8 protein-coding genes are annotated in these 8,474 nt (G+C 62.8%); 6 read left to right on the top strand and 2 right to left on the bottom strand.

Going from position 1 to position 8,474, the window contains the following annotated elements:
* Positions 1-239: 239 nt before the first annotated feature.
* Entirely contained in the window at positions 240-1,400 is a 1,161-nt protein-coding gene (locus AC07FD_RS33660) for a patatin-like phospholipase family protein (RefSeq protein WP_478353312.1), read from the bottom strand.
* Positions 1,393-2,181, bottom strand: a complete 789-nt coding sequence (locus tag AC07FD_RS33655) for an acetoacetate decarboxylase (protein ID WP_457154597.1) — start codon at positions 2,179-2,181, stop codon at positions 1,393-1,395. The genes AC07FD_RS33660 and AC07FD_RS33655 overlap by 8 nt, the downstream gene beginning before the upstream one ends.
* 245 nt (positions 2,182-2,426) lie before the next feature.
* On the opposite strand from AC07FD_RS33655, the gene AC07FD_RS33650 reads away from it, so the two are divergent.
* The 6 genes from AC07FD_RS33650 to AC07FD_RS33625 all read left to right on the top strand — a co-directional run.
* Positions 2,427-3,215 carry a 3-hydroxybutyrate dehydrogenase gene (locus AC07FD_RS33650; protein WP_477423586.1) on the top strand — a complete coding sequence of 263 codons (789 nt, stop codon included), beginning with the start codon at positions 2,427-2,429 and terminating at the stop codon, positions 3,213-3,215.
* Between the two features lie 85 nt (positions 3,216-3,300).
* Positions 3,301-4,065 carry a phosphodiesterase gene (locus tag AC07FD_RS33645; protein WP_478353311.1) on the top strand — a complete coding sequence of 255 codons (765 nt, stop codon included), beginning with the start codon at positions 3,301-3,303 and terminating at the stop codon, positions 4,063-4,065.
* Between the two features lie 271 nt (positions 4,066-4,336).
* Positions 4,337-5,665 carry an NAD(P)H-dependent oxidoreductase gene (locus tag AC07FD_RS33640; RefSeq protein WP_478353310.1) on the top strand — a complete coding sequence of 443 codons (1,329 nt, stop codon included), beginning with the start codon at positions 4,337-4,339 and terminating at the stop codon, positions 5,663-5,665.
* A 2-nt stretch (positions 5,666-5,667) separates the two neighbouring features.
* Entirely contained in the window at positions 5,668-6,696 is a 1,029-nt protein-coding gene (locus AC07FD_RS33635; RefSeq protein WP_478353309.1) for a thiamine pyrophosphate-dependent dehydrogenase E1 component subunit alpha, read from the top strand.
* Positions 6,696-7,694 carry an alpha-ketoacid dehydrogenase subunit beta gene (locus tag AC07FD_RS33630; RefSeq protein ID WP_478353308.1) on the top strand — a complete coding sequence of 333 codons (999 nt, stop codon included), beginning with the start codon at positions 6,696-6,698 and terminating at the stop codon, positions 7,692-7,694. The genes AC07FD_RS33635 and AC07FD_RS33630 overlap by 1 nt, the downstream gene beginning before the upstream one ends.
* A gap of 3 nt (positions 7,695-7,697) precedes the next feature.
* Positions 7,698-8,474, top strand: a 777-nt coding sequence (locus tag AC07FD_RS33625; RefSeq protein WP_478353307.1) for an E3 binding domain-containing protein, incomplete at its 3' end; no start/stop codon positions are given.

The raw sequence follows: 8,474 nt of genomic DNA, 5'->3' as shown, positions 1-8,474 counted from the left end.
TCGCCATGCGTGCCGACAAAACCGACAAGAGCTTTGCCGCGTTCATTCACCTCGCCGCCGCCATCATAAGCTCCAGATGAATATCAACAGCCCTTAGAGCGGAAGACAGATGTTGAAATGAAAAAACGGCGCCGGTTTCGGCGCCGTCTTTCGTTTGGGGTAGTCTGGCTTATTTCAACACGGCTGAAGCAAATTGTGGATTGCCATGCCCTCGTCGGACGAAGGCGCCAGCAAAGACCTCAGGTCGGATCCTCGCGGTGCAGATCGTGGATGGCGACGCCCTCGACATTGGTCGGCAGGGTCAGCCACTGGCGATGGCGCAGCGTGCGCTGCGTGTCCTCCAGCCCCATCTCCCAGTGCTCGCGCATCGAGGTGCCGGAGAATTCGTAGTCCTTGGCGTGACCCTCGTAGCCTTTGTGCTGGTAGATCAGGTGGACGATGTTGACGACGCCGGCCTGCGAATAGTCCTCGATCAGCTCTTTTTCGCCATCCTTCAACAGTTCGGCGGGCACGCGCTTCAGCGCCTCGAGCAGCTTCATCTTCAGCGCATGGATGCGCTGGAAATTGTCGGTGTTCTGCCGCGTGCGGCTGGAATACATGATGTCCTTGTGCCGCGACAGCACGTCGGCCATGCCGCGTGGCAAGGTGCCGCGCGCGCTGAACAGGTCGACCTGGAACACCAGCGAAGAGCGGTCCTCTTCCTGGTCGAGCAGGTATTGCAGCGGCGTGTTGGAGACGATGCCGCCGTCCCAGTAGTATTCGCCCTCGATGCGTATCGACGGGAAGGCGGGCGGCAGTGCGCCGCTGGCCATGATGTGCTCCGGTTCGATGCGCACTTTCTCGGTGTCGAAATAGACGAAGTTGCCGGTCCTGACATTGACCGCGCCGACGCTCAGCCGCTTCTTGCCGTCGTTGAGGATGTCGAAGTCGATCAGGCTTTCCAGCGTCTCTTTCAATTCGGCCGTGTCATAGAAGCTGGTGGCGCCCTCGGCTCCCGGCTGTTCGAACCACGGATTGGGATTGCGCGGCTTGAAGAAGCCCGGCTGGCCCATGGTCATCGTCATCCACGAACTGGTGCGGTTGCGGATGTCGCGGTAGATGTCACCCTCCGGCGTATAGGCCCAGATCTTGCGGCCCGAGATCGTCTGCCAGAATTGCTCGAGCCGCTGCAGGCGGCGGCTTGATTCATTGCCGGCGATGATCGCCGCATTGATGGCGCCGATCGATACGCCGGAAAGCCAACTCGGTTCGCAGCCGGCGTCGGCCAGTGCCTGATAGACCCCGGCTTGATAGGCGCCGAGCGCGCCGCCACCCTGAAACACCAGCGCGATGCGGTCATACTTCGCCGAGATTTCCTCGATGGTGGCGGTGGCCTCCTTCTTGCGATTGCGTTCAAGCACGAATTTTCTCCGGCTGGGTTGCGCTGATCTCGGAAGGGTTGCGATCAGCGAGGTAGTCGTAAACCACCTCGCCCAGCCCGAGCGTCAGATCGGCGGTGAAATGAACAGCGGATACGATGTCGAGCACTGGCAACTTCGCAACGTCGGCCATGACATGGGGCCGCAGATCGAGTGCCGCGGGCGCCGTCCATGCCTCCTTCAGCGTGATGTCGGTGAGGTAGTAGCGAACCAGCTCGCAGATGCGCGGCGTGCCGTCGACATGCGGGATGATCTTGACCAGGAAGTTGGGAGCAGCCAGCGAGGCAAGCACGGAATCGTGATCGGCCTCCCGGTGCTTGTAGCCCATGGTGCCGGTGGCGCACAGAACGCTGCCATAGTGCAGCGTGCCGACCACCACTTCGCCCTCATGCACGATCTTGGGGCTGGCCAGCTTCTTGGGAAATCCCCACAGTTCACGCCCGCCGGCAATCGGTGCGTCGTCGTCGAGATACATCGAATGAACGTAGCCGCCGTGCTGGCCCTTATAGCGCACCGGGATCACCTGGCCGGTCTCGGTATAGTCGCCGAAGCCAGTTGAATCAGGCATGCGGATGAATTCGTACTTGACCAGCGGCTCATCGATCTCCAGCGGCGCCGGCACGACGGCCTCGAGCGCCTCGCGCGTCGTGCGGTAGGTGATGATGACGTATTCGCGATCGAAGAAACGATACGGCCCCGGAGGGAAGGACGGATTGGTCAGCGGCATCGCATAGGCGCGCTTCACGACATCGGCGATTTCCAAGCTGCACCCCCAAGGCTTTTTACAGGCAAAATTTCGTCAGGAATGACCGCGCGAATGCGCAACCGATTATGTTGCACGGCACCATGACAGTGCCGTGTCACCCCGGCGACAACGGTTTCGAAGGACAGGAGCCGTGCTCCAGCGTTGTCGTCAGGCTGTAATCGCATCGACACATGGCTCTGCCATTGTCATGCTGCGATGCACAATTATATGTCATGTTCCCTCCCACCTCGCGCGAGATCACCATGGGTTCCCTGTCTTCGAAGAATGCCCTCGTCACCGGCTCGACCAGCGGTATCGGCCTGGCAATAGCCCGCGCCTTTGCCGCCGAAGGCGCAAACGTCACCATCAACGGGCTGGGCGATGCCGCGGCAATCGAACAGGAGCGCGCCGGCATCGAGAAGGATTTCGGCGTCAAGTGCCGCTACTCCGATGCCAACATGATGGACGGCGCGGCGGTGAGCGCCATGGTGCACGAAGCCGAGGCCGCGTTCGGCAGCCTCGATATCCTGGTCAACAATGCCGGTATTCAGCATGTCGCGCCGATCGAGGACTTCCCGGACGATAAATGGGAAGCCATCATCCGCATCAACCTGCTCGCCGCCTTCTACGCGATCAAGGCGGCGCTGCCCGGCATGAAGGCGCGCAAATGGGGCCGCATCATCAACACGGCTTCCGCGCACGCGCTGGTCGCTTCGCCGTTCAAGTCGGCCTATGTGTCGGCCAAGCACGGCATTGCGGGGCTGACCAAGACGGTGGCTCTCGAGACAGCGCTTGACGGCATCACGGTCAATGCGATCGCGCCAGGCTATGTCTGGACGCCGCTGGTCGAAAAGCAGATTCCCGATACTATGAAAGCGCGCGGCATGACCGAGGAACAGGTCAAGCACGACGTGCTGCTAGCGGCACAGCCGACAAAGGAGTTCGTCACCGTCGACGAACTTGCGGCATTGACGCTGTTCCTGTGCTCGGATTCTGCCAAGCAGATCACCGGCACGACCTTGCCCATGGACGGCGGCTGGACCGCACAGTGAGGATGGTCAACGCGTTTCGTTTGCCGGCTGGTGTTGCCAGGCTTCAACATGAAAGCCGCCAGCAGGAAGCATCCCGGCCAGGTCCATGAAAGTCATCCAGATATCCGATCCGCATCTGATGACGCCGGGCGGTCTTCTGTACGGCTCCAATCCGCTCTCCAGGTTGCAAGCCTGCCTTGCCGACATCGGCGCCAACCATGCCGACGCTGATCTGGTGGTGATTTCCGGCGACCTGACCAATGACGGCGAGCGCCCCGCCTATGCCGCGCTGATTGAGAGCCTGACAAAGTTCGGTCCGCCCTGCCGGCTGATGCTCGGCAACCATGACGACCGGGCGGTGTTTATTGAGATGTTCCCGCAAGCCACCGCCGAGCGCGGCTTCGTCCAAAGCGTCGTCGACAGCAGCGAAGGCCGCCTGATCCTGCTCGATACGCTGGATAGCGGCCATGTCGAAGGCAAACTGTGTGCAGCGCGTCTCGACTGGCTCGATGAGCAACTGCAAGAGGCTCGCGATCGGCCGGTCTTCCTGTTCATGCACCATCCGCCGTTCCGGATCCACATCCCTGAGCTCGACCGTGTCATGCTCGCCGACGCCGATGCCTTGCATGAGGTTCTGCTGCGCCACGGCAATGTCCGCCACATCTTCGCCGGACATGTCCACCGGCTGATCGCCGGAAGCTGGCGCGGCATTCCCGTCAGCACGCTGCGCAGCACCAATCATCAGACTGCGCTCGATTTCTCGCAGGGCTGGAGCCTCGGCCACGAGCCGCCAGCCTATGCCGTGATCTTGATCGATGGGGATGGAGTGATCGTGCATTTCCACGATTTCCCGGTGCCGCCGGCTCTATAGCCTGAACCGTCGAGAGGCCTGGCGCAGCGATCGCCACGACCGGTGGACGAGCTACCTAGAATCCGTGTGCCGGGAAGCACGCAGCCGTGCCAGTGTGTGGTCTGCGCAACCGCTGCGCGACCCTCGCGTTGGTGGGCTGTTTTGGGTCACGCGGAGCCTCCACGATGGTGCGTCACAAAGCAACTGATGTGCACATTAGTCTTGACAGAAATACATATGTTCAATACCCGTCAGGCGATTGAATACCTGCATTATGGGAGGAACGAGCGGTATGGCTTCCAATGTTTCGTTGACGGGCCTTGCCCGCGATCTCGAGGAACGCGCCAGGTCGGGCAAGCCCATCCGTATCGGCCTGATCGGCTCCGGCGAGATGGGAACCGATATCGTCACCCGCGTCGCCCATATGTCCGGCATCGAGATCGGCGCTATTTCGGAACTGAACCTGCCCGCCGCCAGCAAGGCGGTGGATATCGCCTTCCAGCAAACCGGCCATGCGCGCGAAGTGTCGAACGCTTCGGCGATGACGGCGGCGATGGAGGCCGGCAAGGTCGCGGTCACCAATGATGCCAGCCTGGTCATCGACAATGACCTGATCGATGTCGTCATCGACGCCACCGGCGTTCCGGCGGTCGGCGCCGAAATCGGGCTGCGCGCCATGGAGCATGGCAAGCATCTGGTGATGATGAATGTCGAGGCCGACGTCACCATCGGCGCCTATCTGAAAAGCGAGGCCGACCGGCTGGGCGTCACCTATTCGCTGGGCGCGGGTGACGAGCCGTCGTCCTGCATGGAGCTGATCGAGTTCGTCTCGGCGATGGGCCATCCGATCGTCGCCGCCGGCAAGGGCAAGAACAATCCGCTCAACATCGACGCCACGCCCCCCGACTATGAGGAGGAGGCCGAGCGCCGGCATATGAATGTGCGCATGCTGGTCGAATTCGTCGATGGCTCCAAAACCATGGTCGAGATGGCGGCGATCGCCAATGCCACCGGGCTGGTTCCCGACAAGCCTGGCATGCACGGCCCGGCGGCGACGCTTGGCGAGCTGTCCAAGGTCCTTGTGCCGCAGAAGGATGGCGGCGTGCTGTCGAAGGTCGGCGTCGTCGACTACTCGATCGGCAAGGGTGTCGCGCCTGGCGTCTTCGTCGTCGCCGACATGTCGCACCCGCGCATTTCGGAGCGCATGGAAGATCTGAAGATGGGCAAGGGTCCGTATTTCACCTTCCACCGCCCCTATCATTTGACCTCGCTCGAAGTGCCGCTGACCTGCGCCCGTGTCGTGCTCTACGGCAAGGCGGATATGGTGCCGCTGGCCAAGCCGACCGCCGAAGTCTGCGCGGTGGCCAAGAAGGACATGAAACCCGGCGAGAAGCTCGATGCGATCGGCGAATATTGCTACCGCGCCTGGATCATGACCGCGCCGGAGGCGCGCGCCGCCAAGGCCATTCCCTGCGGCCTGCTGCAAGGCGGCTCGGTGACCCAGCCGATCAAGAAGGGCGAGCTCGTCACCTATGCGAATGCCGCTCCCGCGCCGGGCTCCAAGATCGCCGAATTGCGCGCCCGCCAGGACAAGCTCGTCTACGGGTCCGTGGGAGCCTGATCATGGCCGGAGCCAGCAAAGCCGTCGCCGACAGTCGCGCCAACCTGCCCTTCGTCTATCGACAGTACAGCGCCGAGCAGCTCAGAAATGTGCTCTACAAGATGTACCTCATCCGGCGCTTCGAAGAGGGCGCGGAGGAGTGCTACACGCGCGGCCTCATCCACGGCACAATGCATTTGTCGATCGGCCAGGAAGCCAGCGCCATGGGCATCTGCATGCCGCTTGCCGAGGATGACCAGATCACCTCGACGCATCGCGGCCACGGCCACTGCGTCGCCAAGGGCGCCGAGGTCAAGCGCATGTTCGCCGAGTTCTTCGGCAAGACCACCGGCTACTGCAAGGGCCGTGGCGGCTCGATGCACATCGCCGATGTCGGCAAGGGCAATCTCGGCGCCAATGGCATCGTCGGCGGCGGCATTCCGATCGCCGTTGGGGCAGCACTTTCCGCCAAGATGATGAGGACCGGAAAGGTCGTGGTGTCGTTCTTCGGCGATGGCGCCAACAATGAAGGCGCCTTCCACGAGGCGTTGAACATGGCCTCGGTCTGGAAGCTGCCGGTGATCTTCGTCTGCGAGAACAACGGCTACGGCATGTCGACTTCGACGGCGCGCTCGACCGCCGTCAAGAACATCGCCGAGCGCGCCGCCGCGTATTCGATGCCGGGTGTCATCGTCAACGGCAACATTTTTTCGGAGGTTGCCGAGGCGTCCTGCAAGGCTGTCGAGCGTGCACGCGCCGGCGAGGGGCCGACGCTGATCGAATCCAAGACCTATCGCCATCGCGGCCATTCCAAGAGCGACCGCAACCGCTATCGTAGCAAGGAGGAGATCGAGGACTGGATGTCGAACCGCGATCCGATCACCCTGTTCGAGAGCGAGCTGCGCGAATTCGGCTTCATCGACGACAAGGGTATCGAGGCCATTCGCGACGCCGTGGCGCGGGAGATCGCCGATGGCATCGAGTTCGCCAAGGCGAGCCCGTCTCCGGATGTGCGCGACACCGGCAATTATGTCTATACGGAGCAGGCGTGATGGACGCGATGGTGCGTGAACTGAGCTACGCCCAGGCGATCCAGGAAGCCATGGCGATCGCCATGGACATGGACGAACGCGTCTTCCTGATGGGCGAGGATATTGGCGTCTATGGGGGCGCCTTCCAGGTGACCGGCGATCTGGTCGATCGGTTTGGCAGCGAGCGGGTGATCGACACGCCGATTTCGGAACTGGGTGGCGCGGGCGTGGCGGTCGGCGCCGCCCTCACCGGCATGCGGCCGATCTTCGAGTTCCAGTTTTCCGATTTCGCCACGCTCGCGATGGAGCAGATCGTCAACCAGGCGGCCAAGATGCGCTTCATGCTCGGGGGCGAGGTTTCGGTTCCGGTGGTAATGCGCTTTCCCGCCGGCTCCGGCACAGGTGCCGCAGCCCAGCACAGCCAGAGCCTCGAGGCCTGGCTCGGCCATGTGCCGGGCCTCAAGGTCATCCAGCCGGCGACACCATACGATGCCAAGGGCATGCTGCTGGCCGCGGTCGCCGATCCCGACCCGGTGATGATCTTCGAGCACAAGCTGCTCTACAAGATGAAGGGCCCGGTGCCCGAAGGCTACTACACGGTGCCGATAGGCAAGGCCGACGTCCGCCGCGAGGGACGCGACCTGACCATCGTCGCCACCTCGATCATGGTGCACAAGGCGCTTGACGCCGCGGCGGCGCTGGAAGCCGAAGGCATCGACATCGAAGTCGTCGATCTCCGGACCATCCGGCCGATGGACACGCAGACGGTCATCGACAGCGTCAAGAAGACGTCGCGGCTGATGTGCGTCTACGAAGCGGTCAAGACGCTGGGCATCGGCGCCGAGGTCAGCGCGATAATCGCCGAAAGCGAGGCGTTCGATTACCTCGATGCGCCGATCGTGCGGCTGGGCGGCGCCGAGACGCCGATCCCCTACAATCCGGAGCTGGAAAAGGCTGTCGTGCCGCAAGTTCCCGACATCATTGCGGCTGCGCGTGACCTCGTAAGAGGGGTTCGCTGATCGATGCCGACCGAAGTCATTCTTCCCAAGGTCGACATGGACATGGCGACCGGACAGATCTCGCGCTGGTTCGCCGAGGAAGGCGCCAGCGTCAAGAAGGGCGATGTGCTGTTCGAGATCGAGACCGACAAGGCGGCGATGGAGATCGATGCGCCGGCCAGCGGCACCTTGCGCGATGTCACCGGCAAGGAGGGGATCGACATTCCTGTCGGCGTGGCTGTCGCCTGGATCTATGCCGACGATGAAATTTACGGGGCTGCTACGAAGCAGGACAAGTCGCCAATCTCCCCCCTCGTAGGGGAGATGTCGACGAAGTCGACAGAGGGGGGCGCTGTCCCGCCCGCATCTCAGTCCGTCGCGCCCCCCTCTGCCCTGCCGGGCATCTCCCCCTCAAGGGGGGAGATTGGCCAATCGCCATCGGTTGCGCGTGCAACACCCTTGGCTCGTCGTCTTGCCCGTGAAGCTGGCCTCAACCTTTCAGCAATATCAGGCACCGGCCCGCAAGGTCGCGTGGTGAAGGCCGATATCGACGCAGCGCTTTCCTCTCCCCTCGAGGGGGGGGTGTCCGCGAAGCGGACGGAGGAGGTCGCCGCAGAAGGCACCGCCCTGGCGCCGAGCACCGCCGAGATGACCCCACCCGACCGGCCTTTGGCCGGCCACCCTCCCCTCAAGGGGGAGGGGGACGTGCTGCGTCTGTTAGAGCAAGGCTCCTACGAACTCGTCCCGCACGACAATATGCGCAAGACCATCGCGCGCCGCCTGGTCGAGGCCAAGACCACC

It is taken from the genome of Mesorhizobium waitakense (genome assembly GCF_056431085.1).
This window is presented reverse-complemented; position numbering and strand designations above follow the sequence as displayed.